Genomic DNA, 21115 nt, shown 5'->3' with positions numbered 1-21115 from the left:
TGGGTAGGGCGCGGGTGAATCAGCCGCGGCTGGCCTCCAAGGCCTGGGCCAGGTCGGCGATGATGTCGTCACTGTGTTCGATGCCGATCGACAGGCGCACCATGTCCCGTGGCACGCCGGCCTTCTCCAGTTCCTCGTCGTTGAGCTGACGGTGGGTAGTGGAAGCGGGGTGGCAGGCCAGTGACTTGGCGTCGCCGATGTTCACCAGGCGTACCACCAACTGCAACGCGTCGATGAAACGCGCGCCAGCCGCCTGGCCACCCTTGATACCGAACGACAGGATCGATGCCGGCTTGCCGCCGGTGTAGCGCTTGGCCAGTTCATGTTCGGGGTGATCGGGCAGCCCGGCGAACTTCACCCAGGCCACTTGCTCGTGGGCTTGCAGGTAATGGGCGACCTTTAGCGCGTTCTCGGTATGGCGCTCCATGCGCAGGGCCAGGGTTTCCAGGCCTTGCAGGATCAGGAAGGCGTTGAACGGCGACAGCGCGGCGCCGGTGTTGCGCAAGGGCACCACACGGCAGCGGCCGATGAAGGCGGCAGGCCCGAAGGCTTCGGTGTAGGTGACGCCGTGGTAGGACGGGTCGGGGGTGTTGAGCAGGGCGAAGCGTTCCTTGTTTTCGGCCCAGGGGAATTTGCCGGAGTCGATGACGATGCCGCCGATGCTGGTGCCGTGACCGCCGATGTACTTGGTCAGCGAGTGCACGACGATGTCGGCGCCGTGCTCGAACGGCCGGCACAGCACCGGGGTGGCCACGGTATTGTCGACGATCAGCGGCACCCCGTGGCGGTGGGCGGCCTCGGCCAGCGCAGCGATATCGACGATATTGCCGGCGGGATTGCCGATGGACTCGCAGAATACCGCTTTGGTACGCGCATCGATCAGCGCTTCGAGGGCGGCGATATCGTCATGGGCCGCGAAGCGGGTGTGGATACCCATGCGTGGCAGGGTGTGCGCCAGCAGGTTGTAGGTGCCACCGTACAGCTTGGCCACCGAGACGATATTGTCGCCGGCTTCGGCGACGGTCTGGATGGCGTAGGTGATAGCCGCCATGCCCGAGGCTACGGCCAGCGCGCCAACCCCGCCTTCCAGGGCGGCCATGCGCTGCTCGAGCACGTCGTTGGTGGGGTTCATGATGCGTGAGTAGATGTTGCCGGCAACCTTCAGGTCAAACAGGTCGGCGCCGTGCTGGGTGTCGTCGAAGGCGAAGGAGGTGGTCTGGTAGATCGGTACGGCCACCGCCTTGGTGGTCGGGTCGGGGCTGAAGCCCGCATGGATGGCAAGCGTTTCCAGCTTCATGCAATCGTTCCTTGAGCGTGGGTGGAAGCGTTCGAGCATGCGGCGGCGAGCGCGCATGGGTCAAGGGTGTCGCTCTGGCGGTTTACGGTTCGCGTGACAATTCGCTGATCGGCAGTTGATCCTGCTTCACGTCGGGTGCCTGAGGCGAGCGCACTCTGTTCGCCACCCCAAACGGTACATGCACCATCGGCAGGTTTCCCGCTGGCGATTGCAAGTGCGTGCGCTGGTCGTCGAAAAACACATGCGGCTTCAATATCGACAACACCCTGGGCTTATCCATGCCGCCTAGGAAAAAGCACTCATCCGGGGATACGCCCCAATCCTTCAAGGTCGTCACCACCCGCTCATGCGAAGGCGCGTTGCGCGCCGTGACGATGGCAATGCGCAGAATCCGCTGGTACGTCGGGTCCTCGGCCAGCTTGCGGTCCTCCAGCATGCGTATCCGCGAAAGCTTGCGGTAAAGGTCTGCCAGTGGCCCCGGCGAATGCGGGGTGCCCTTGTGCATGCGCTCGTGTTCCTGGAAGTCGTCCAGGTTGTCGTTGCGCTTGTAAACACTCTCTGCCTCGTCGTCGGCAATCACGCCATCGAAGTCGAAGGCCACCCGCAGCTCGGTGTCGATTTCATCATCGTAGATGCGCGTAGGCAGCACACGCCCGGCAGGGTAGTTGGCGTCGATGGCCTTTTGCACATCTTCCTCGTTGGCGCTGAGAAACAGCGAGGCATTGAACGCCGGGATGTATTCGTAGGGCGAGCGGCCCGACATGAATGCCGCGCGGGTGATGTCCAGCTGATAGTGGCTGATGGAGCGGAACACCCGCAGGCCGGTTTCCGGCGAGTTGCGCGAGAGCAGCACCACTTCCACCGGCAACTGGTCGGGGAACGCCTTGTTGATGCTCAGGAAGCGGCGAATGAACGGGAGCGCCACCCCCCTGGGGAACGGCTCGTCCAGGTTCTGCTCCTGGTGTTGGCGGTAAGCCTCGACACCTTGTGTCTGGTAGATGTCATCGGAGACGGAGAGGTCGAACAGCGCACTCGAGGCTACGCCGATGACCAGTTTTTCTTCAATGGGGTAGGGCATGCAGCGGCTCCTGCGAGTGGCATGAAGGCAAGTGTACGCGCACGTTCTGACGAAAGCCGTCAATTGCGCGACTGATCAGTGGATCCGGTAGTGTCATTTTGATAGCTTCTCGCCCCTTACCGCAGTATCCGGACAGTGATTGATGAACCAGCTACATGAACACGGCACCCTGACTCCGCTTGCCGAGGCGAATGGGAACACGATGCACGAAAGCCACCTTGAGGCAGACGCGTCGGCCCAGCAGGCCACCGAGCACGAAGCACTGCTGGCCAGTATCGAGGCGCTGAACAAAAAGCTCGTGGCAACTACCCTGGCCCGTGTGCAGAAGGAAGGTGCGATCCACAAGCGTCTTGAGCAGTGCCAGCAGCAACTGGCCGCCAGCAATCAGGCTCGGGAAGGGCTGTCCATCACGGTGACCACGGCGCTGAAGAAGCTCGCGCTGGCAGCGAGCACCCAGGCAGACCGCGTGGACAGTGTGGAGGCGCGCTTGACCCGCCTGGCTGAGCGCCAATGTGAATGCACGTCGCAGTCAGCAGCCGGTTGGCCCGCGTATCTGGAGCGTCATGCCGTGTCGTTGGTTGCCTTGGCCGTGGCTGTGTTTACGCTGGGGCTGCATTTGCTCGGGTAGTGCAACTTCAAGGCTGCGCCGGGTTCAAGCGTTGAATTGCCAAAGCTTGAGGGTTGGCGACGTTCTTCGGCACCCCGTCGAAAAACGCCAGCACATTGTCGAAGGCGTCACCGAAGTACAGCTCGTAGCCGTTCTTCTCCACATACCCCAGGTGGGGCGTGCTGAGTACCCGTGGGTGGCGCAGCAGTGGATGGGCCGGGTCGAGTAACGGCTCGTCCTCATAAACATCCACCGCCGCGTAGCCCGGCCGCCCGGCATCCAATGCCTGCAGTAATGCGCCTGGTGCAATCAGTTCCGCGCGGCTGACGTTCACCAGCAAGGCGTCGGGCTTCATGTGGGACAGGTCGTCGAAGGTCACCCCATGGCGTGTCTGATCCGAAAGGCGCAGGTTCAGGCTGACAATATCCACCTCGGCAAAAAACGCCTCACGCGAGGCGGCAGCAGCGTGGCCATCGGCTTTGGCTGCGGCGCGGCTGTTGTCGCTGCCCCACACCAGCACGGGCATGTCGAAGGCCTGCGCATAACGCGCCAGGCGCTGGCCGATCTTGCCATAGCCCCAGATGCCCAGCGTCTGCCCGGCCAGCGCCTGGCCCAGGTTGACCTGCCATTGGCCTTGGCGGAAGGCATCAATGGCCGGCAGCAGTTGCCGGCGGGCATTGAGGATCAGCGCCCAGGCCAGTTCGGCAGGCGCTACCGGCGATCCGCGCCCCTCGGTCACGGCAATGCCGCGCGCGGTGCAGGCAGCCAGGTCGAGGTGGCTGGATACCTTGCCGGTCTGGCTGATCAGCTTGAGGTTGGGCAGGCGGTCGAGCAAGGCGGCGTCGATGCGTGTGCGTTCGCGGGTGAGTACCAGGGCGTCGGCATCGGCAAAACGTGCTGCAAGTTGTTCCAGCGTGGCAGGCGGGAGCTCATGAAGGACGCTGACAGCATGCCCGCTCAGCTTGCCGAAGCAATCGAGGGTACGGATTACATTTTGGTAGTCGTCGGGAATGACAATGCGCATGGTGGTCTGGCTCGGGCGGTACAGTGAAGCGTCGAAGATAACCTAACGGGCGGTATCGGTGTCAGATCGGGCTGCAGTCGTCGCACACCATCACCGGCTCATGCGCTCCATCAAGCAGCTTCACGAATTGCCCGCCGATGAACCACGCCGGCCACGCTCTTCAGCACGCACCCCAACACCACCGCCATCCCTGCACTGGCAAAGATCATTTCCCGCCCGGCACTCTGTTGCTGCAACGCCACTAACGCCGGCGCTGCCGCCGCGGCCCCCAGTTGCAGCGCACTGACCCAGGGTGTCAACGTGCCGCGTGGGTCATTGGTGGCAATTGCCCCCATGTAGTAGGTTAGCGCCAGCACCCAGCCGAAGTTCATCAGAAACAGTGCCATGCACAGCTGATCGGCATCATGTGTATAGCGCGCCAGCAGGGTGATTGACACAAGCACTACCAGCGAGCCCAGGCCGATCATCGGGCCGCGGCTCACCCGTGCGCCCAGCAGGCTGGGCAGGGCGCCGCCAGGCAAGCCACCCAGTATTCCCAGCCCGAACGCCCAGCCCACATCCACCGCCTCGATGCCACGTTCGCGCGCCAACTGTTCGACAAACCCCCACAACGAATAGATCGCCAACTGCAGGCACAGCATCCCCAGCAGGGCGTAGCGCCCGATAATCGCGGAGCCGCCGCCTGGCTGCGCCAGGCGCACGGGGGTTACACGCTGCAGCCGTACCGGAATGAACAACGCAGCCATAGCGATCAGCACGAACCAGAAACCCAGTGATGCAATCGCCGTGCGGTGACCGAACTGCTCTGCCAGTTGTGGCAGGCAGGTCGCGTACAGGGCAAAGACAGCGGTTTGAATCAGCAGCGACAGGCCGTACGAGCGATCCTGGCCCGGCAGCCGGCCAAGCCCGCTGATCGACCCGGCATACAGCAGGCCCGCAGCGATACCACAGGCAAAACGGCACAGAATCAGGTTCGTCAAAGTGTCCAGCGCAGCGCTGAGGAGGTTCAACATCAGCGCTGCAAAGGCTGCCGCCAGGTACAGCCCACGGCCACTTGGATGACGCCTTGGTATCGATAGCAGCAGGCAGCCGAGCAGTGTTCCGCTCATTTCACTGGAAAGTACCCAGCCCTGTTGGCTAAGGTCCAGATGCAACCGCTCGGCCAGCAGGCCGATGAAGATGGGTTGTACGCCAATGATGATCAAGGCCGTGGCGGCGATGTAGATCAGCGCAGCACGCAGAAGCAGGGTGTTGTTATTGTTGTGCATGGTCGGGTCCGGGGTCAGGCGCGGGGCAGGGTACCTGCGTCGTGGGTGATGCGGCCGTTCATTACGGTCAGCGCTACTTCGGTATTGCCGATCTGGTAGCGGTCCAGTTCGAACAGGTCCTGCTCCAGCACGATGATGTCGGCACGCTTGCCAACGGTGATCGAACCGATTTCCCGTTCCAGGCCCAGTTGGTATGCACCGTTGAGGGTATAGGCGGCGATCAGTTGCGGGATACTCAGGCGCTCGTCGGCATCGGGCATCACAGGGGCATCGGGTTCGCCACTGAGCTGGCGGGTGTGGCCCGATTCGATGTGTTCCACCGGCTTGTGCTGGCATCGGCATTGGCACACCAGGCCGTCCATGCCGATGGACACGGTCACACCTTGGTCGATGAAGCTGCGGAATTTATACATCGACGCCCAGCGTGGGTAGCCATAGGTCTGCTGGATGGCCTCGGCGTAGGCGTCGACCACGCCCCACTGCAACTGGGTGTTGGCCATGACGCCGATACGGCGAAAGCGCGGTATGTCGTCGGGGTGGGTGAGAAAGGCGTGAGTGATGACGTGACGACGGTCGCGGGGCGGATTGCTGGAGAACGTGCGCTCGAACACGTCCAGCGCCATGCGCACGGCGGCATCGCCCACTGCATGCACCATCACGTCGATACCGAGGGCGTCGGCCTTGCGCACATGGCCCTCGAACACTTCCTCGGGCATGGTCGTCGACCCGCAGCTGTGTGGCTTGTCGCAATAGGGCTCGAGCAGGAACGCGGTGTGGTTCAGCTCGGTCCCGTCCAGCATCAGCTTGAGGGTCTGCGCCTTGACCAGCGGCGAGTCGTAGCGTTCGCGCATGGCCTGCAGCCGCGTGACCGGATCGTCCTCGGTGCCCATGTTGATGTAGCTGCCGACCACCCGCAGTTTCAGGCGCTCCTCACGCTCCAGTTGCTGCAGGGTTTCATACAGCAGCGACTGGTCGCCAGCGGGGTCGAGGAACCCGGCATCGAATACCGTGGTAATCCCGGCCGCCACCAGTTTCTCTTGCCAAAAAGGAATCGAGCGCAGGTACAGGTCGATGCCTGTCGGTAGGTAGCCGGCTTCGCTCAGACGTTGCATCAGCAGCGAATAGGCGGCGCAGTCAATGATCACACCCGTGGGCTCGCCGGTGATCGGGTCCTTTTCGAACCAGCTGGCGCCCTCTTCTACTGGCGGGGTGTTGCGGTCGATGCCGGCAGCGTTCAGGGCGAAGCTGTTGACCCACATGGTGTGATAGTCGGTGGACAGCAGGCACACGGGCTTGTCCGCACAGATGGCATCCAGTACTTCGCGGCGCAACATATGCCCAGGCATCAATGGCTGGATCCAGCCCATGCCGGTAATGGCTTTTTCACAGGGGTTGGCCTCGACGTAGGCCTGGAGCAGGGCCAGCACCTGTAGCGGGTCGGTATGGTTGACCAGCGCCTGAAAGGCAAAGGCGGTAGAGGAAAAATGCCAGTGAGACTCGACGAAGCCCGGCAGCACCAGTTTGCCGCCGGCATCCAGCAGGCGTGTGGCAGGGCCGGCGTATGCCATGACGCTGCCGTGGTCGCCCACGCAAACGATGCGTTCGCCGCAGATGGCCACCGCCTCAGCCCAAGGCCTGTGCGGGTCGACCGTGTAGATGCGGGCATTGTGAATAATGAGGTCTGCGGCGGTGGACATGGCAACTCCCAGGTCAGAATGGAGCATTAGTTTTGAGTTCATTAAAACTTTTAGTCAATAAAATATTTTTACGGCGCAGCTTTGCGTTATGCTGTGCGCCGACGTGTACGATTCGAAAAAGGTGTGAATGTGAGCGGACTGCGCGAGCAGCAGAAGGCGATGCGTCGTGAAACCATCAGCCGAACGGCGCTAGGCCTGTTTGAAACGCAGGGTTACCAGACCACCACCATGGAGCAGATCGCGCGCTTGGCCGCAGTGTCGGTGCCCACGGTGTTTGCTTATTTCGGCAGCAAGCAGGAAATTTTGCTGGAGAAGCTCCGCGAGGCCGACCACCGGGCGGTGACCGAAGCCCGGCGGCGCCTGCCGGAATTCGACGATGCGCTGGAGGCCCTGTGCTGCTACGAAGCGCACTTGACCGATTACGCATTCGAGGTGCTGCCTGCACCGCTCTGGCGCGAGATATTGCCGCCGTTGCTGCCGTTGCTGGGGGCTGATCAGCAGGGCGTGCCGGATGCCTACAGGCGCGTCAACGACGCGTTGGTCAACGAGTTGAAATGCCTGCTACAGGACTTGTGCGACAGCGGCAGGCTGGCGGCTGGGCTGGACGTGGGCTATGCGGCGTTCCTGATCAACGATTACGGGCACCTTCAGTTGCTGCGCCTTTGCAGCCGCGAGCCGCTGGACATGACGGCACACCGGGCGGATGTGCGGCGGTTCATGGGCTTTATCCTGGCCGGCATGCAAGCGCGATGAGACTGATCAGGGCGCGCGTGGGCGGCCCTGTCGCGACATGAGGCCGACCCTACAGGCCATCAGATAGCTGTTCCACCAGAAAATCCACAAACACCCGCACCCGCGCCGGCATCGCCGGGCCGCCGACGAACACCGCATGAATCGGTTCCCGATCACCCGGGTTGTAAGCCTCCAGCAACGGCACCAGTTGCCCGTTGGCCAGGTCATCGGCCACGGTAAAGGTGCCGATACGCGCCACGCCGGCGCCCAGCCTGGCCAGCTGCGCCAGCGCCTCGCCGCTGCTGCATTCGATATTCCCTTTCACCTTCAGTGAGAACGTATGCCCGTCGCGGTGAAACGGCCAGTCAGGCATCGCGCGGCGGAAGTTGAAGCGCAGGCAGTTGTGCCTGGCAAGGTCTTCAGGTTCAAGCGGGGTACCGTAGCGTTGCAGGTATTCTGGCGAGGCCACCACTACCTGGCCGGTCTCGCCAATGGCGCGAGCGCTCAACGAGCTGTCCGGCAGGTGACCGAAGCGCAGCGCCACGTCGGCCTGGCCGCCGAGTATGTCGGCCACCTCGTCGCTGAGGGTCAGGTCAACCAGCACTTGCGGGTAGCGTGCGCTGAAGGCCGCCAGCAGCGGCACTACGGTCAACCGGGCATGGCCCAGCGCAGCGCTGACCCGCAAGCGCCCGCGTGGCACGCCTTGGTCAGTGATGGCTTCTTCCACTTCGAGCATGTCCGCCAGCACCCGCCGTGCGCCGCGCAGGTAGGCCTCTCCCTCGGGGGTGAGGGTGAGCGCCCGGGTCGTGCGCAGCAGCAGGCGGGTACCCAGGCGCTGTTCGGTGCGGGCGAGAATGCGGCTGACCGCCGAGGGCGTCAGGCCTAGCGCTCGGGCGGCAGCAGACAGGCTGCCCGCTTGCGCCACCTTGGCAAAAATCTCCATCTCGCCGGATCTGCCACTGAAGTCCATTTGTGCCTCTAAAGCAAAGGTGGTTCGCAAAAATGCAGTCTAGTGCGCGTTTTAAACGGATCGTAGCATTTGCGGCATAGATAAGGAGCTTGCCATGCGTATCAATCCACCGCTTGTCGCACTCGCCATCGGTGCCTTCGGCATCGGCGTTACAGAGTTCGCCCCCATGGGCATGTTGCCCAGTATCGCTACCGACCTTGGCGTTTCCATTCCTGCTGCCGGGCTGCTGGTCAGTGCCTATGCCCTCGGCGTGCTGATCGGCGCGCCGCTGATGACCCTGGCCACGGTGAAGATCCCGCGCCGTTACTTGTTGATCGGGCTGATGGCCATTTTCACCTTGGGCAACCTGATGTCGGCCCTGGCCAGCGACTACGCCAGCCTGCTGGTGGCCCGCGTGGTCACTTCACTCAACCACGGCGCCTTCTTTGGCATCGGCTCGATCGTCGCGGCCAGTGTGGTGCCGCCCGAGAAGCGCGCCGGGGCCGTGGCTGCAATGTTCATGGGTTTGACCCTGGCCACCATCGGCGGCGTGCCGTTGGCGACCTGGTTGGGTGAAATGCTGGGTTGGCGCATGGCGTTCTGGGGTATTGCCGGGCTTGGCCTGGTGGCGATGACCACGCTCTGGTACGCATTGCCCAATGTTGCGTCGCCCAAGGGCGAGGGTGCCATGGCCGAGATCCGTGTGCTGGGCCGCAGGCCGGTACTGGTGGCCTTGTTGCTGACCGTGGTGGGTTCCAGCGCCATGTTCACGGTGTTCACCTACATTGCGCCGATCCTGCAGCATGAAGCGGCGGCGTCCACCCCTTTCGTGACGGCCATGCTGGTGCTGTTCGGTGTCGGCCTGACCTTGGGCAATGTGTGGGGCGGCAAGGCGGCGGACCGCTCGATTGATCGCACCCTGATCCTGTCACTGGCTGGGCTGATTGCCGTGCTGCTGGTGTTTCCGCTGGTACTGGACTGGCCGCTGCCGACGGCCCTGGCGATCCTGGTTTGGGGGGCGGCCAGCTTTGCCCTGGTGCCGCCGCTGCAAATGCGGGTCATGGAAGCGGCCAAGGATGCGCCCAACCTGGCCTCGGCGGTGAACATTGGCGCGTTCAACCTGGGCAATGCGATCGGTGCGGCGCTGGGCGGCGCGGTGATCAACGCGGGGCTGGGCTACCCGGCGATTTCCCTGGCGGGGGCTGCGATGGCGGCGCTGGGGCTGGTGCTGGTGCTGCTGCTTGCCTGGCGTGGGCGAGGGGTGGTAGCCGGGCGGCAGGTTGCGGTGTAACAGGCCGGAACCTTGGGGCGCCTTGCGCCCCTGGATACACGTCCTTGCGGGTACTACGGGGTACCGTTTCGGCCATGCAGGTGATAGGCAGGGCGCTCGCTCAGGCGCTCGTAATAATCGCGCACCGCGGGCAGGTGCGGGTGCTCGAACGGCGTTTCGAACCAGCGGTTGACCGACAGGCCGATCGGGATGTCGGCCAGGGTGAACTGGCTGCCGGCCACATAGGCACCGGTGCCGGCCAGCTGGCGGTCGAGGATGCGCATGTAGCGTGACCACTCGGCACAACCGGCAGCCAGTGCTTGCGGGTCCTGGTGAGCGGGCGAATGCCTGACCAGCGACATGAACGCGTAGCTCCAAGAGCGGTTGAGGTCCGAGGCCTGCCAGTCGATCCACTGGTCGATCCTCGCCCGCGCCTGGGCCTCGCCGGGATAGAACGCGGTGGCGCCGTAGCGGCTGGCCAGGTAGCGGATGATGCTATTGGATTCCCACAAGGTGAAGTCGCCGTCCTGGATCACCGGAATCATGGCGTTGGGGTTCAGCGCGAGGAACTCGGTGCTGTCAGTGGCCTTGAAGCCAGAACCCCAGTCTTCGCGCTCGAATGCGATCTCGAATTCGGCGCAGGCCCACAGGACTTTTCGCACATTGATGGAAGAGGCTCTTCCCAGTATCCGCAGCATGGTGTTCGTCCTTGTGTGGGGGAGGTTGATCGTCCGCCACTGCCCGGGGCGGGTCAAGTGGGCTGAGCGGTGGCTCGGCGCTCCCTGTGCAGGGTTCTTGTAGTCCATTTCCTAAAGTGACCCTTTCCACCCCTTTGTCATTGTAATGGGGTAGGCAGCGGCCTAGCCTCGGCAAGCGCATAATCTTGAGGAATGGACATGGACAGCGAAACGCCGAAAAACAGCAGCAAGCCCTATGTCGTGCAAGCCGCGAGCCGCTTTGGCAACAGCGATGCCGAACTGGTGCAAATGAAACCGCAACTGCCAATACGCACCGCACTGATGGAAGCTTCGGGCATCATGGGCTGCATCACCGAGATCACCCGCAAGGCCATCGACAGGCCTGACGACCGCCAGGTGATGATGAAGGCCACGTACTACCTGGCCGGGATGGCCAAGTCACTGATCGACGGCCAGCTGCTGCAGATACGTCAGGCGCGCGAAGGCGGGGGCGAAGCCTAGCCAGGCTTGCCTGGGGGGCGCGAACTTGGCACCCTTGGGCGGTTTTAATCGTCTGTAACACGACAGAAGGAAGCATGCATTGAGCTGGGACAAGGTGGGGAAGCTTCTCGTCGCCGTGCTGATCGGCCTGATGGTCCTGTTGGCCGCCTACGCGTTGCTCAGGGGCAATCCGCGCCTTGAGGCGTCACTGACCTATGCCTACCTCACTTACCCCAGCCAGTTCAGCGAGCGGATCAGCAAGGCCAGCGAGCAGCTCAAGTACGAGCAGTTGCAGGGGCGAATCAACGGTATCGTTCAAGGCCAGCTGGCCCATGATCAGGTCGAGCGGCTCATCGAAATGGCGCAGGCCCCTTATGCCCAGCTGTTCGCCAAGCCTTTCGAGGCCGGGCTGGTGGACCACCGTACCGGCCTGCTGATCGAACTGCACAACAGTGGTGATGCGCAGGTCCGGCAGGTGAAAATCCGCCTGCCAGCCAAGGGCCTGGTGCAGGTGCGCGATGCTGCCGGCAACGACACGCTGCTGGAAACCGCCATCGCCCAGGTTGATATCCCGGCCATCGAGCCAGGTGGCACCTGCAAGGTGTGGGTGTATTTCGATGCCGACTACTCGCAGATCCGCCATGGCGGGGTCAGTATCAGCCACGCCGACGGTGAGGCCCATGTGCAGGTGTACCGCGAGGTCATCGGTTTTCCGGCCATGGTAGCCCGTTACAGCCGTGAGCTGATGATACTGCTTGGCATACTGGCGGCCAGTGTACTGGCCTTGGCCTATGCCTGCCTGGCACGTCGTGCGCCGCGGTAAAACAGCCTGCAGAAAGGTGCGTGCATTCGTTCTGCAATCAAGGGTCATTTGCGCAAAACTCAACACGCCCCCGCAGACGACGCTCTATAGTGCTCGGCATGACGAAACCCCTACCGAGCCTGCCTGATGATCCCTTCTCTGGACGCCATTTTTTCTCGCCTGCGCCTTCGCCAGTTGCGTTTGCTGATCGAGCTGGACCGCTGTGGCTCGCTGCACAAGGCAGCTGAAGCCATGGCCATTTCCCAGCCCGGTGCCACCAAGGCCCTGCGCGAGGTCGAGGAGGTGCTGGGCGTACCGTTGTTCCAGCGAATGCCCAGCGGCCTGGTTGCCAACGACGTGGGCCGCTGCGTGGTGCGCTACGCGCGGCTGATCCACAGCGACCTGGGGCATCTGCGCGAAGAGGTGTTGGGCATCGTCCAAGGCCAGGGCGGGCGGCTGGTGGTGGGCAGTATCATGGGGGCTATGCCCACACTGGTCAGCGCCCTCGGCCGCTTGCGCCGCAAACAGCCGCAGCTGGCAGTGGAAATCGCCGAGAATACCAGCGCCAACCTGCTCGCCCAGCTGGACGAAGGGCGCCTGGACCTGGCCATCTGCCGGCCAGGGCTGGGCCGTAACACGGCGGAGTATGGCTTTGTCGAACTGGCCCAGGAGCCGTTGGCGGTGGTCGCGCATCCGCAGCATCCGCTGGCCGGGGCGGCGGCACTCAAGATCAGCGACCTTAGCCATTATCGCTGGGTGGTTTATCCGGCCAACATGCCCATGCGCCAAGCGCTGGAACGCGAGTTGAGCGAGGCGGGGGTGGAGGTGTCACGGTATCCACTGGAGACCTTTTCCACCTTCGCCACCTTCATGCTGCTTGAAGATGACCCGACGTTGGTGGCAGTCATTCCCCGTGCGGTGGCGGCCTTTGCCGAGCAGCGCGGGTTGCTGGTGTCGCTGGCGGTGCCGCTACGGGCGCTGAGCGAGCCGTTCGGCATCGTGCACCGGGTCGCGGCGCCGTTATCGCCTGCGGCACGATTGCTGGTGGAGGAACTGACGGCGGGTGAAGTGTGACGGTCCCCATTGATTTCCAGTCCGTTGCCGAAGCGCTGGCAGGGATAAGCGGCGGTTATCGGTGGATCAGTTCTTTTCATTATCGGTGGCCCTGTCCCGTCCTCTAAATTGCCCCGGCAGCGCCTGTCAGTCACCCTGTCACCCTGATTGCATCAAGGAGCAAACCAATGGATCTAGGCATCACCGGCCGCTGGGCCATCGTCTGCGCGGCCAGCCAAGGCCTTGGCAAAGGCTGCGCCGAAGCGCTGGGCAAAGAAGGCGTCAACCTGGTCATCAATGCCCGTACCCAAGCCACTCTGGAGCAGACCGCCAGCGAGTTGCGCAGGGCCTGCCCGGGCATCGAGGTCCATACCGTGGCAGGCGATGTTGCCGATCCCAAGGTGCGCCAGGCGCTGTTGGCGGCCTGCCCGCAGGTCGACATTCTGGTCAACAACGCCGGTGGCCCGCCACCGGGGGACTTCCGTGATTGGGGGCGTGATGACTGGCTGAAGGCGCTGGACGCCAACATGCTCACGCCCATCGAGCTGATCAAGGCGGTGGTAGATGGCATGGCCGAGCGTGGTTTTGGCCGGGTGGTGAATATCACCTCCGGCGCGGTGAAGGCACCGATCGACATGCTGGGTTTATCCAACGGTGCCCGCAGTGGCCTGACCGGATTCATTGCCGGCCTGGCCCGGCAGCAGCGTCTGGCGGGCTGCAATGTGACTCTCAACAACCTGTTGCCTGGGGCGTTCGATACGGCGCGCCTGCAAAAGACCTTGAAGGCTGCGGGTGGTGATGTGGAAGTCACTGCCCAGGCGCGGCGCAAGGCCATTCCGGCGTCGCGTTTTGGCGATGCCGCGGAGTTTGGCGCGTATTGCGCATTTCTGTGCAGCGCGCATGCCGGGTACATCACCGGGCAGAACCTGCTGATCGATGGCGGGGCGTATCCGGGAACCTACTGACGCCGTTGGCGCTATTGCTTGCAGCCGCCTTCGCCCTCATGCAGCGCCAGGCTCTGGCGCAATTGTTCAATCATGGCCGCGCGCAGCGCCTGCGGCGCCTGGATGCGGATCGACCCCGCCTGGGACAGCAGCCAGCCCATCAGCGCGCGGTTGTCGTCGACGGTGGCCACCAGCGCGGCGCCGCCGCCAGCCTGCGGCGTCAGTTGCATATCGACGGACAGGGGGGATTGCTCCAGGCGGCGGGCCAGCGCGTCATCGACCCAGGCATACAGTACGACGTGTGTCGGTGGGGCAAGTGCGTCGGGTTGCAGCTGCTGCGCTTCGCCCAGGCTCAAGCCCGGTTGCCAGTACCAGCCATAAGGCATGCCTTTACTGTTGCACTGTAGGGGGAACAGTGCGGCGAGCTCGACCAGGTCGCGCTCGACGGTGCGTTTGCTGGTGGTATGGCCCACGGTTGTCAGGGCAGCCTGCAACTGGGTGGAGCTCATTCCCGGGTGGCGGCCGGGCAGCAACTTGAGCAGTTGCCACTGGCGGGCGATGGTGTGGCGGGTCGGGTGGCTGGGCAAAGGCTCGTCCTTGAAGGCAGGCACCGAGCCTGCCTGGGTAGTGGCGTTTAGCTATTGCCTAGCATACCCCGTCACAAGATGGGATCCAAGTTGTGGCGTAAGGCCTCGGTCAAGTGGTGCGCCGCCAAGTCAACGACGAGCGTGTCGTTGTGGTAGTGGTAATCAGTTGGCAAGCGCGAATGCTGAGCGGTCTATCGAGCGGCCCAGCGCGTCAGGTGATGACCCGCTGCAACGCCTCGATAAACATCTCCTCCGCCCGGCTGAATCGCTGCTCTCTGTTCCACAGCAGGTGAATGTCCACATCGGCAATCCCTTCGTGCGGCGACAGCTTCCAAAGCAAGCCCGCGTCAACATCCGGTGCCACCACATGTTCGGGCAGGCAGCCGATGCCAAACCCGGCAATCACCAGTCGGCGCACTTCCTCAAGGCTTGGCGATGACGCCACGATACGCCCGGCAAACCCTTGTTGGTCGCGGAAAATGGTCAGCGGCGACAACATGCCGCCAATTTGGTCGCTGGTGAAACTGACAAAGTTCTCCCGCTGTAAATCGCCTTCGGCCTGACCGAACAAGGCATGGTGCTTGCCACAGAAGAATGCATATCGTTGGCGCAGAAACAGCCGCTGCTCCAGCCGTGGCTGTGCACGCCGGTTGAGGCTGAGGCCCGCTGTAGCGGTTTTCTCCTGCAGGGCGGCGACGATATCGGAGCTGCGCATCACGTCGATTTCCAGCTCGACCCTTGGGTGCTGGCGATGGAAGTTGGCCAGGAAGTCATCGAAACGTTCGCTGACGATGCGACTGATCATCAGCAGGCGCACTTTGCCCACCAGCTCGTCCGCCGGTTGCTCCAGCAAGCCGCCGATCTGCGACATCTGCCCGTACACCTCGCCAGCCAGCTGGAACAGCTGCTCGCCCATTTCTGTCAATACGAAGCGCGGTCCGCGACGGGCAATGAGCTGGCGGCCAAGCTGCTCTTCAAGGCGTTTGAGCGCCTGACTCACTGCCGGCTGGGTGAGGTGCAGGCGGGCGGCGGCACGGCTGATGGACAGCTCCTGGCCGATGACCCGGAAGGTGCGCAGCAGGTTCCAGTCGAGGCGGTCGTTGAGCAAGCGGTCAGGCATGGCAGGGCTCGATGATAAGCATGGCTAATAGTGCGCATAATAAATAGAAAATTGACTAATCATAGCCTCCGGCCGATAAATCGCAGTCATCGAAACCTGTTGGATCGACGTTGCCCCTCTTCGCGGGTGAATCCCCGCCTGCAGTGATCGCGCAGACCCTGTGGAAGCGGGTTGTCCCGCTGAAAAGGCACCATCGAGTCAACAGGCCAAGCGCCAGCAGAGCGCCCCGTGACCCTTGCAACTCCTGCCAGAACAACAAGCAAAGGAGCCCCCATGAAGCCGACCGCTTCCGCTCAACCGCGTCGTGCCGCCGCCGCCGCATTCATCGGCACCATGATCGAGTGGTACGATTTCTACATCTACGCCACCGCCGCCGCGCTCGTCTTCGGTGCCTTGTTCTTCCCCTCCGACGACAGCCTGTTCAGCACCATGGCCGCGTTCGGTACCTTCGCCGTGGGCTTCTTCGCCCGGCCGCTTGGCGGCATCATCTTCGGTCACGTGGGCGACCGTATCGGTCGCAAGAAGTCGTTGGTCATCACCCTGCTGATGATGGGCATCGTCACTGTCTGCATCGGCCTGCTGCCGACTTACGCACAAATCGGTGCGGCCGCGCCGGTGCTGTTGATCTTGCTGCGCATCGTCCAGGGGATTGCCGTGGGCGGCGAGTGGGGCGGGGCGGTACTGATGGCCGGCGAGCATGCGCCCAAGGGCCGCCGCAACTTCTTCGCGTCGTTCGCCCAGTTGGGTAGCCCGGCGGGCCTTATCCTGTCGCTGCTGGCGTTTGGTGCGGTCACCCGTCTGCCTGAAGAGGCGCTGATGAGCTGGGGCTGGCGCGTGCCGTTCCTGGCCAGTGCACTGCTGCTACTGGTGGGGCTGGCTATTCGCCTGGGCGTGAATGAGTCGCCCGAGTTCATGGCCAGCCGCGAGCAGGCAGAAAAGGCCAGGTGCAAGGAGCAGGCTCCGGCCCTCGAGGTGCTGCGCACCGCCTGGCGCCCGCTGTTGCTGTGTATCGGCGCCAATACCCTGGGCATTGCCGGGGTCTACTTCACCAATACCTTCATGATCAGTTACACCACCCAGCAATTGCACCTGGAGCGCTCGTTGATTCTGGAATGCCTGTTCTTCGTGGCGATCATCCAGTTCTGTGTGCAGCCCCTGGCGGCCTGGCTGTCGGAGAAGATCGGTGCAACTCGCTTCCTGGCCCTGGTCGCCCTGCTGGCGATGGCCTCGCCCTACCCGATGTTTGTGCTGGTGAGCTCGGGCCACGGGCCCCTGATTGTGCTAGGCATCGCCTTGGCCGCTGCCTGCATGGCCTCTTTCTACGCGGTGATCGCCGGCTACGTCAGTGGCATGTTCGAAACCCGCGTGCGCTACACCGCCATTTCCCTGGCTTACCAGATCTGCGGCGCCCTTGCCGGCGGCCTGACCCCGCTGATCGGCACCTGGTTGGCCCACACCTTTAGTGGCCAGTGGTGGCCGATGGCAGTGTTCTACACCTTCATCGCCACCCTTTCGCTGGTCTGCGTGCTTGCCCTGGCGCGCCAGTACGCCCGTAGCCAGCACCTGGAACTGGCCTGATCCGATTGACTCTGGAGTACCCGCACATGTTGAAAAGCAATGGCGAACGCCTGTGGGCGAGCCTGATAGCCATGGCCGAAATCGGCGCCACCGCCCGCGGCGGTAGCTGCCGCCTGGCGCTCAGCGACGAGGACAAGGCGGGCCGTGAACTGTTCAGCCACTGGTGCCGCGAAGCCGGCCTGACGCTGACGGTGGATGCCATAGGCAACCTGTTCGCCCGTCGTCCAGGTCGTGACCCGAATGCCGCACCGGTAATGATGGGCAGCCATCTCGACACTCAGCCCGAAGGCGGTCGTTTCGACGGTGTCTATGGCGTGCTGGCCGGGCTTGAAGTGGTGCGCCGCCTCAACGAGCTGAACATCCACACTCGCAAGCCGCTGGAAATTGCCGTGTGGACGAACGAGGAGGGCGCGCGCTTCACGCCGGCCATGTTTGGCTCGGCAGTGTTCACCGGCAGCCTCGCGCTGGCCGAAGCGCTGGCTATCCGCGATGCCGATGGCCTCAGCGTCGCCGACGAACTGCTGCGAACGGGCTTCGCCGGCCAGCGCCCTTTAGGTGGCCCGGTGGATGCCTATTTTGAAGCGCATATTGAGCAAGGTCCGATCCTTGAAGACAACGCCAAGGCCATTGGTGTCGTCAGCGGCGGGCAAGCGATTCGCTGGTTGGACGTCACGGTCGAAGGCATGGCGGCCCACGCGGGTACGACACCGATGCCCCTGCGCAAGGATGCCCTGTATGGCGCGGCGCGGATGATCCAGGCGGTCGAGCAGTTGGCAGCGGACTTCGCACCCGAAGGGCTGACCACTGTGGGCGAGTTGTCGATTGCCAAGTCCTCGCGCAACACCATTCCTGGCCTGCTGCGCTTTACGGTCGACTTGCGCCACCACTGCGATGAAGCCATCGAAGCCATGGAGCGCGACCTGAGCCTGAAGCTGCAAACCATTGCCAGCCAGCGCGGCCTGCAGGTACGCATCGAACGCCACTGGGTCAGCCCGGCCACGCCGTTCGACCCTGCATGTGTGGCTGCCGTGCAGCAGGCGGTGGACGAACTGGGCTACGCCCAGCAATCAATCGTCAGCGGTGCCGGTCACGATGCCATCCTGCTGGCCCGATACTGCCCGACGGCCATGGTGTTCATCCCCTGCGTCGGCGGCCTGAGCCACAACGAAGCCGAAGACGTATTACCCGACGATGCCCGACAGGGTGCCGATGTGCTGCTGAACGCCGTGTTGGCCCGTGCGGGCCGTGTCGAACAAGGAGAAGGCTGATGCGTTGCTACTTCCACCCCGAACAACTGCTGCACCACCCACGCAGTTACTACTCGCGCGGCGCCATGCGCACCCCGCAGGAAGTCCCCGAGCGCGCCCAGCGCCTGCTGAAGGCGGCCAAAGACCTGGGTTTCGACATCCGCCAGCCCGACGATGCCGGCCTTGAACCGCTAAAGGCCGTGCATGGTGAGGCCTACCTGGCCTTTCTCGAAGAGGCCCATGCACGTTGGAAAGAAGTGCCCGAAGACTGGGGTGACGAGGTCATGTCCAACATTTTCGTGCGTGAGCCCAACGCTCTGCGCGGCATCCTCGCCCAGGCCGGCCGCTACCTGGCAGACGGTAGCTGCCCGGTGGGCGAACACACCTGGCACTCGGCCTATTGGTCGGCGCAAAGCGCGGTTGCAGCGGCCAAGGCCATCCTCGACGGGGAGCCTGCCGCCTATGCCTTGTGCCGACCACCGGGGCACCATGCGCGGTTCGATGCCGCTGGCGGCTTCTGCTACATCAACAACGCCGCCGTGGCCGCCCAGGCCCTGCGCAGCCGCTACAACCGTGTAGCGATCCTCGATACCGACATGCACCATGGACAAGGAATTCAGGAGATCTTCTACGATCGCCGTGATGTGCTGTATGTGTCGACCCATGGCGACCCGACCAACTTCTACCCGGGCGTGGCCGGGTTCGCGGACGAGCGTGGCAGGGGTGAGGGGGAGGGTTACAACCTCAACCTGCCGATGGCGCATGGGGCGAGCGAGGCGGACTTCATGGGGCAGCTGGAGGTTGCGCTGGCTGCAGTGACGGACTTTGGTGCCGAGGTACTGGTGCTGTCGCTTGGGTTCGATATCTACGAACTGGACCCGCAGAGCAAGGTGGCTGTGACCACTGCAGGGTTCGCTGCGTTGGGTGAGCGAATTCGGGCGTTGCGCTTGCCTTGCCTGATTGTCCAGGAGGGGGGCTATCACCTGGAGAGCCTGGAGGTGAATGCGCAGGCGTTCTTTGCTGAACAGGCGGACTGGCGATAAGTGCCAGAGGCCGGCATCGGTGGTTTGGCTGCCGGCCTTTTCGCGTCTGAACCCATTCCCATGGGCGCTTTGCGGCTTTCGAGTTTTTGCCCGCCATCGATAGGGGGCGACACCCCCTACATCCCACCCCGTCGCACGTGCTTCACCAACACCTTCTCCAACAACTCCCACATCGCCGGGTCCGTACTGAACGCCACGTTGAACCGCATCCACCCGGTCGCCTTGGCGTCGACCATGAACAGCTGCCCTGGGCCTAGCATGATGCCTTTCTCCAGCGCATCGTCCAGCAACGCGGCACTGTCGGGAATCGCCGGGTGGCGGGTCCAGATGTACATGCCTTCATCCGATTCGGTGAACAGTTCGAAGCCCAATCGATGCAGATGCCGGCCAACTTCCTGATGCGCCTCGGCCAGCCGCTGGCGCAGGCGCTTGAGGTGCTTGCGCCAGCGCCCGTCGATGATCGCCGCATACACCACGCGCTCCATCACCTGCGAGGTGGTCAGGCCTGAGCGCATCTTCAGGTGCAGCAGTTTTTGCATCAGCTCGGGGTTGGCCAGCATGTAGCCGACCCGCACGTTGGGCGAAATGCTCTTGGAATAGCTGCCCACGTACACCACCTGCTGCAGATGGTCGAGGCTGGCCAGGCATGGCTGCGGCTCGGCGACCATGTCGGCGTACAGGTTGTTCTCCACCAGGCGGAAGCCATGCTGGCTGGCAAGCTGCAGCAGGCGGTGCAACTGCGGCAGCGGGGTGCGCGAGCACGTCGGGCTGTGCAGGTGCGGCTGGGTGAAGAACGCCGTTGGGCGGTGGTGGCTGAGCAATTGCTCCAGCTGGTTCAGGTCGTAGCCGGCCGGCGTACGTGGCACGCCTACCAGGGTTGCGCCTTGGGTGCGCAGGATGCTCATGAGGTTCGGGTAGCCGGGGTCGTCCACCAGCACCACATCGCCCGGGCGCACCAGTGTGCGTGCGGCCAGGTCCAGGGCCTGGCTGGCGCCGTGGGTGAGCATCAGCTGTGCCGGGTTGGCGACGATCGACAGCTCTTGTTGCAGGTTCTGGGCGGTCAGCGCACGCAGCTCCATCAGGCCCATGGGGTCGCCGTACCCCGACAACTCCAGCGGGCTGCCGGCCACCTGGCGCAGGCCGCGGCGCAGGCCGTCTTCGTACATCCAGTCGTTGGGCAGCCAGCCGCACCCCGGTTTGTACGGCAACTGGCGGATTTCGAAAATCTGCTGCAGGTACCACTCGGAGTTGAACGTTGGTCGACTGGTGTCGGCCTCGGTGTTGTGCTGCTCCAGCAGTTCGCCCGCCGCACGGTTGACGAAGAACCCCGCATTGCCACGGCTCACCAGCAGCCCTTGGGCGACCAGGCGGTCGTAGGCCTCGACCACGGTGAAGGTACTCACCGAATAGCTTGCGGCAAAGGCGCGAATCGACGGGACCTTGGCGCCTGGCTTGAGGGTTTGGTTGTCGATCAGCTCGCGCAGCCCATCGATGATCTGGTTGACCAGCGGGGTTGAGGAGTCTGGATGTAATTCGAACATTCGGGGCCTTCAGGGTGCGTATCGCCTGGCGTCTGCAGGGTGTACTGCATGGGCGACCTATACAGTGCAGTGCGAGATTCATGCCACTGTGCATGGCTCT

The 21115-nt window shown here is 63.5% G+C and carries 20 protein-coding genes; 10 read left to right on the top strand and 10 right to left on the bottom strand.

What is annotated here, in order from left to right; all coding sequences use genetic code 11:
* Positions 1-19: 19 nt before the first annotated feature.
* On the bottom strand, positions 20-1297 hold the full coding sequence (locus PRJ_RS17045; protein WP_064490805.1) for a bifunctional O-acetylhomoserine aminocarboxypropyltransferase/cysteine synthase: 1278 nt from the start codon (positions 1295-1297) through the stop codon (positions 20-22).
* 82 nt (positions 1298-1379) lie between these two features.
* Positions 1380-2375, bottom strand: coding sequence for a 5'-nucleotidase (locus PRJ_RS17040; protein WP_104962043.1), 996 nt, complete (start codon positions 2373-2375; stop codon positions 1380-1382).
* 142 nt (positions 2376-2517) lie between these two features.
* Between PRJ_RS17040 and PRJ_RS17035 the strand changes: the two genes are divergently transcribed.
* Entirely contained in the window at positions 2518-3003 is a 486-nt protein-coding gene (locus PRJ_RS17035) for a hypothetical protein (RefSeq protein ID WP_104962042.1), read from the top strand.
* Positions 3004-3010: 7 nt separating this feature from the next.
* On the opposite strand, the gene PRJ_RS17030 is transcribed toward PRJ_RS17035, so the two are convergent.
* The 3 genes from PRJ_RS17030 to PRJ_RS17020 all read right to left on the bottom strand — a co-directional run bounded on the left by PRJ_RS17030 (position 3011) and on the right by PRJ_RS17020 (position 6971).
* Entirely contained in the window at positions 3011-4006 is a 996-nt protein-coding gene (locus tag PRJ_RS17030; protein ID WP_104962041.1) for a D-2-hydroxyacid dehydrogenase family protein, read from the bottom strand.
* 110 nt (positions 4007-4116) lie between these two features.
* Entirely contained in the window at positions 4117-5274 is a 1158-nt protein-coding gene (locus PRJ_RS17025; protein WP_104962040.1) for a YbfB/YjiJ family MFS transporter, read from the bottom strand.
* Positions 5275-5288: 14 nt separating this feature from the next.
* Positions 5289-6971 carry an amidohydrolase gene (locus PRJ_RS17020; protein ID WP_014860867.1) on the bottom strand — a complete coding sequence of 561 codons (1683 nt, stop codon included), beginning with the start codon at positions 6969-6971 and terminating at the stop codon, positions 5289-5291.
* A 129-nt stretch (positions 6972-7100) separates the two neighbouring features.
* On the opposite strand from PRJ_RS17020, the gene PRJ_RS17015 reads away from it, so the two are divergent.
* Entirely contained in the window at positions 7101-7724 is a 624-nt protein-coding gene (locus PRJ_RS17015) for a TetR/AcrR family transcriptional regulator (RefSeq protein WP_017147719.1), read from the top strand.
* A 49-nt stretch (positions 7725-7773) separates the two neighbouring features.
* Here PRJ_RS17015 and PRJ_RS17010 read toward each other — a convergent pair whose 3' ends face one another.
* Complete coding sequence (locus PRJ_RS17010; protein ID WP_104962039.1) at positions 7774-8673, bottom strand: LysR substrate-binding domain-containing protein; 900 nt, start codon at positions 8671-8673, stop codon at positions 7774-7776.
* A gap of 94 nt (positions 8674-8767) precedes the next feature.
* On the opposite strand from PRJ_RS17010, the gene PRJ_RS17005 reads away from it, so the two are divergent.
* Entirely contained in the window at positions 8768-9943 is a 1176-nt protein-coding gene (locus tag PRJ_RS17005; RefSeq protein WP_104962038.1) for an MFS transporter, read from the top strand.
* A gap of 53 nt (positions 9944-9996) precedes the next feature.
* On the opposite strand, the gene PRJ_RS17000 is transcribed toward PRJ_RS17005, so the two are convergent.
* Positions 9997-10620, bottom strand: a complete 624-nt coding sequence (locus PRJ_RS17000) for a glutathione S-transferase family protein (protein WP_104962037.1) — start codon at positions 10618-10620, stop codon at positions 9997-9999.
* Positions 10621-10818: 198 nt separating this feature from the next.
* On the opposite strand from PRJ_RS17000, the gene PRJ_RS16995 reads away from it, so the two are divergent.
* The 4 genes from PRJ_RS16995 (at position 10819) to PRJ_RS16980 (ending at position 13920) form a co-directional block, all read left to right on the top strand.
* Positions 10819-11121, top strand: coding sequence for a DUF3077 domain-containing protein (locus PRJ_RS16995; protein WP_003250754.1), 303 nt, complete (start codon positions 10819-10821; stop codon positions 11119-11121).
* A 79-nt stretch (positions 11122-11200) separates the two neighbouring features.
* Entirely contained in the window at positions 11201-11923 is a 723-nt protein-coding gene (locus tag PRJ_RS16990; protein WP_010953468.1) for a hypothetical protein, read from the top strand.
* A 126-nt stretch (positions 11924-12049) separates the two neighbouring features.
* On the top strand, positions 12050-12976 hold the full coding sequence (locus PRJ_RS16985; RefSeq protein ID WP_104962036.1) for a LysR family transcriptional regulator: 927 nt from the start codon (positions 12050-12052) through the stop codon (positions 12974-12976).
* Positions 12977-13143: 167 nt separating this feature from the next.
* Positions 13144-13920: an SDR family oxidoreductase gene (locus PRJ_RS16980; RefSeq protein ID WP_010953470.1), complete on the top strand. Its 777-nt coding sequence runs from the start codon at positions 13144-13146 to the stop codon at positions 13918-13920.
* Positions 13921-13931: 11 nt separating this feature from the next.
* Here PRJ_RS16980 and PRJ_RS16975 read toward each other — a convergent pair whose 3' ends face one another.
* Positions 13932-14486, bottom strand: coding sequence for a WYL domain-containing protein (locus PRJ_RS16975; RefSeq protein WP_041167176.1), 555 nt, complete (start codon positions 14484-14486; stop codon positions 13932-13934).
* A 211-nt stretch (positions 14487-14697) separates the two neighbouring features.
* A complete protein-coding gene (locus PRJ_RS16970; protein ID WP_014591500.1) occupies positions 14698-15606 on the bottom strand; it encodes a LysR family transcriptional regulator in 909 nt (302 codons plus the stop codon).
* A gap of 273 nt (positions 15607-15879) precedes the next feature.
* Here PRJ_RS16970 and PRJ_RS16965 point away from each other — a divergent pair, with 273 nt between their 5' ends.
* The 3 genes from PRJ_RS16965 to PRJ_RS16955 are packed head-to-tail and all read left to right on the top strand — an operon-like array spanning position 15880 to position 19474.
* A complete protein-coding gene (locus PRJ_RS16965; protein ID WP_064490797.1) occupies positions 15880-17184 on the top strand; it encodes an MFS transporter in 1305 nt (434 codons plus the stop codon).
* 26 nt (positions 17185-17210) lie between these two features.
* Positions 17211-18452: a Zn-dependent hydrolase gene (locus PRJ_RS16960; RefSeq protein WP_104962035.1), complete on the top strand. Its 1242-nt coding sequence runs from the start codon at positions 17211-17213 to the stop codon at positions 18450-18452.
* Positions 18452-19474, top strand: coding sequence for a histone deacetylase family protein (locus PRJ_RS16955; protein WP_104962034.1), 1023 nt, complete (start codon positions 18452-18454; stop codon positions 19472-19474). The genes PRJ_RS16960 and PRJ_RS16955 overlap by 1 nt, the downstream gene beginning before the upstream one ends.
* A 116-nt stretch (positions 19475-19590) precedes the next feature.
* On the opposite strand, the gene PRJ_RS16950 is transcribed toward PRJ_RS16955, so the two are convergent.
* Entirely contained in the window at positions 19591-21015 is a 1425-nt protein-coding gene (locus tag PRJ_RS16950; protein WP_104962033.1) for a PLP-dependent aminotransferase family protein, read from the bottom strand.
* Positions 21016-21115: the final 100 nt, after the last annotated feature.

It is taken from the genome of Pseudomonas sp. XWY-1, from assembly GCF_002953115.1.
GTDB lineage: Bacteria > Pseudomonadota > Gammaproteobacteria > Pseudomonadales > Pseudomonadaceae > Aquipseudomonas > Aquipseudomonas alloputida.
This window is presented reverse-complemented; position numbering and strand designations above follow the sequence as displayed.

What these genes read in the sequence shown, in the direction of transcription:
- PRJ_RS17045 (WP_064490805.1), bottom strand. Translation starts at nt 1,297, where the DNA reads ATGAAGCTGGAAACGCTTGCCATCCATGCGGGCTTCAGCCCCGACCCG.
- PRJ_RS17040 (WP_104962043.1), bottom strand. Translation starts at nt 2,375, where the DNA reads ATGCCCTACCCCATTGAAGAAAAACTGGTCATCGGCGTAGCCTCGAGT.
- PRJ_RS17035 (WP_104962042.1), top strand. Translation starts at nt 2,518, where the DNA reads ATGAACCAGCTACATGAACACGGCACCCTGACTCCGCTTGCCGAGGCG.
- PRJ_RS17030 (WP_104962041.1), bottom strand. Translation starts at nt 4,006, where the DNA reads ATGCGCATTGTCATTCCCGACGACTACCAAAATGTAATCCGTACCCTC.
- PRJ_RS17025 (WP_104962040.1), bottom strand. Translation starts at nt 5,274, where the DNA reads ATGCACAACAATAACAACACCCTGCTTCTGCGTGCTGCGCTGATCTAC.
- PRJ_RS17020 (WP_014860867.1), bottom strand. Translation starts at nt 6,971, where the DNA reads ATGTCCACCGCCGCAGACCTCATTATTCACAATGCCCGCATCTACACG.
- PRJ_RS17010 (WP_104962039.1), bottom strand. Translation starts at nt 8,673, where the DNA reads ATGGACTTCAGTGGCAGATCCGGCGAGATGGAGATTTTTGCCAAGGTG.
- PRJ_RS17005 (WP_104962038.1), top strand. Translation starts at nt 8,768, where the DNA reads ATGCGTATCAATCCACCGCTTGTCGCACTCGCCATCGGTGCCTTCGGC.
- PRJ_RS17000 (WP_104962037.1), bottom strand. Translation starts at nt 10,620, where the DNA reads ATGCTGCGGATACTGGGAAGAGCCTCTTCCATCAATGTGCGAAAAGTC.
- PRJ_RS16995 (WP_003250754.1), top strand. Translation starts at nt 10,819, where the DNA reads ATGGACAGCGAAACGCCGAAAAACAGCAGCAAGCCCTATGTCGTGCAA.
- PRJ_RS16985 (WP_104962036.1), top strand. Translation starts at nt 12,050, where the DNA reads ATGATCCCTTCTCTGGACGCCATTTTTTCTCGCCTGCGCCTTCGCCAG.
- PRJ_RS16980 (WP_010953470.1), top strand. Translation starts at nt 13,144, where the DNA reads ATGGATCTAGGCATCACCGGCCGCTGGGCCATCGTCTGCGCGGCCAGC.
- PRJ_RS16970 (WP_014591500.1), bottom strand. Translation starts at nt 15,606, where the DNA reads ATGCCTGACCGCTTGCTCAACGACCGCCTCGACTGGAACCTGCTGCGC.
- PRJ_RS16965 (WP_064490797.1), top strand. Translation starts at nt 15,880, where the DNA reads ATGAAGCCGACCGCTTCCGCTCAACCGCGTCGTGCCGCCGCCGCCGCA.
- PRJ_RS16960 (WP_104962035.1), top strand. Translation starts at nt 17,211, where the DNA reads ATGTTGAAAAGCAATGGCGAACGCCTGTGGGCGAGCCTGATAGCCATG.
- PRJ_RS16955 (WP_104962034.1), top strand. Translation starts at nt 18,452, where the DNA reads ATGCGTTGCTACTTCCACCCCGAACAACTGCTGCACCACCCACGCAGT.
- PRJ_RS16950 (WP_104962033.1), bottom strand. Translation starts at nt 21,015, where the DNA reads ATGTTCGAATTACATCCAGACTCCTCAACCCCGCTGGTCAACCAGATC.